Source organism: Rhodococcus sp. (in: high G+C Gram-positive bacteria) (genome assembly GCF_049286785.1).
Taxonomy (GTDB): domain Bacteria; phylum Actinomycetota; class Actinomycetes; order Mycobacteriales; family Mycobacteriaceae; genus Rhodococcus_F.
The window spans coordinates 1-1,946 of the sequence record NZ_JBAQEO010000441.1; the positions used below are offsets into that span (position 1 = coordinate 1).

A 1,946-nucleotide genomic window follows, 5' to 3' on the forward strand; every position below is an offset into this window, starting at 1 on the left:
CCCGGCCCAGGGGACGTCCCGTTCGGACTGGTCGGTGCTGCGTGGTGCCGGGTGGTGCCTACTGCTCGGCGATGGCCTTCTGGAGGTTGATATCCAGGGCACCGAGGAACTCCTCGGTGGTCAGGTAGCCCTGGTCGCCGCCGACCAGCATGGCGAGGTCCTTGGTCATCTGGCCGCCCTCGACGGTCTTGATGACGACGTCTTCGAGCTTCTGCGAGAAGGCGATGACCTCGGGGGTGTTGTCCAGCTTGCCGCGGTGCTCGAGTCCACGGGTCCACGCGAAGATGGACGCGATGGGGTTCGTCGACGTCGGCTTGCCCTGCTGGTGCTGACGGTAGTGCCGGGTCACGGTGCCGTGCGCAGCCTCCGCCTCACAGGTCTTTCCGTCCGGGGTGAGCAGCACCGACGTCATGAGGCCGAGCGAGCCGAAACCCTGGGCCACGGTGTCGGACTGCACGTCACCGTCGTAGTTCTTGCACGCCCAGACGTAACCGCCCTCCCACTTCAGTGCGGAGGCGACCATGTCGTCGATGAGGCGGTGCTCATAGGTGAGGCCCGCCGCGTCGAACTCCGACTTGAACTCGGTCTCGTAGATGTGCTGGAAGATGTCCTTGAAGGCACCGTCGTACGCCTTGAGGATGGTGTTCTTCGTCGACAGGTACACCGGGTAGTTCTGCTGCAGGCCGTAGTTGAGCGAAGCCCGCGCGAAGTCCGTGATGGACGTGGTGAAGTTGTACTGACCCTGGACGACGCCGCCGCCCTCGGGAAAGTTGACCAGCTCGTGCTCGATGGGCTCGCTGCCGTCCTCGGGGGTGTAGGTGATCATCACCTTGCCGGGGCCGGGCACCTTGAAGTCGGTAGCGCGGTACTGGTCACCGAAGGCGTGGCGGCCGATGATGATCGGCTTGGTCCAGCCCGGAACGAGTCGCGGAACGTTGGAGATGATGATGGGTGCGCGGAAGATCGTGCCACCGAGAATGTTGCGGATGGTCCCATTAGGGGAACGCCACATCTTCTTGAGGCCGAACTCCTCGACCCGGGCCTCGTCAGGGGTGATCGTCGCGCACTTGACGCCGACGCCGTGCTTCTTGATGGCATTGGCAGCCTCGATGGTCACCTGGTCGTCGGTCTCGTCCCGGTGTTCGATACCGAGGTCGTAGTACTCGAGATTCACATCCAGGTAAGGATGGATCAGCTTGTCTTTGATGAACTGCCAGATAATGCGCGTCATCTCGTCGCCGTCGAGTTCGACGACGGTTCCCTCAACCTTGATCTTGGACATGGGTGCTTCGCGTCCTCCTAGGAAGTTTCCCTGGTTACACGGTTGCGGGCGCACTTTGTGGGTGGGTCCGCGAACGGTTCGCTTATCAAACGTAGACGGTCAGGACGGTCACTGGGAGACCGGACCCAAACATGACGAGCGTACTGCTACGCATCGCGTCCGCAACATCTGGGCCTGCCACGTGCCCCTACTCACTGGTAACTTTTCCCTGCTAACGCCCCTGATCGGTGCCGTTTCCGGTCGTTCGGCCCTAGCGGCTAAGATCACGACAGGTCTTGAGTGCCAGCATCGAGCCCCGGCTGGCTGGCCGGCAACCCTCCACCGCGGTGGGGTGCCCCGGGTGATGACCTGGTTTCCTGATTCCATAACAGGTCGGGTGACAAGCGCGGGTCCGACATCGGAGGTTCATCATGTGTTGTTGTTGTCTCGGATAGACCAGACACGCCCTGTGCGCGGCGAGTGAGCTCCTCGTCCGCGCCTCGTCAACAACTGGAGTAGACAACCATGACCGAGAACTGGTCGTTCGAGACCAAGCAAATCCACGCCGGGCAGACGTCCGACGCGACCACCCGGGCGCGGGCACTGCCGATCTACCAGACCACGTCCTACACGTTCGACAGCACCGATCACGCGGCCGCACTGTTCGGCCTCACCGAACCGGGCA

The 1,946-nt window shown here is 62.6% G+C and carries 2 protein-coding genes and 1 riboswitch; of the genes, one reads left to right on the plus strand and one right to left on the minus strand.

Features of this window, described 5'->3' with window-relative positions:
• Window positions 1-58: 58 nt before the first annotated feature.
• Window positions 59-1,282 carry an NADP-dependent isocitrate dehydrogenase gene (locus tag WAW17_RS16090; RefSeq protein ID WP_422333947.1) on the minus strand — a complete coding sequence of 408 codons (1,224 nt, stop codon included), beginning with the start codon at window positions 1,280-1,282 and terminating at the stop codon, window positions 59-61.
• A gap of 271 nt (window positions 1,283-1,553) precedes the next feature.
• A riboswitch (SAM riboswitch) is annotated at window positions 1,554-1,674 on the plus strand.
• 112 nt (window positions 1,675-1,786) lie between these two features.
• Between WAW17_RS16090 and WAW17_RS16095 the strand changes: the two genes are divergently transcribed.
• On the plus strand, window positions 1,787-1,946 hold a 160-nt coding region (locus WAW17_RS16095; RefSeq protein WP_422333948.1), incomplete at its 3' end, for a PLP-dependent transferase.

Bases quoted from the DNA above. Each gene is read 5' to 3' on its own strand.
- WAW17_RS16090 (WP_422333947.1), bottom strand. From the start codon at position 1,282: ATGTCCAAGATCAAGGTTGAGGGAACCGTCGTCGAACTCGACGGCGAC.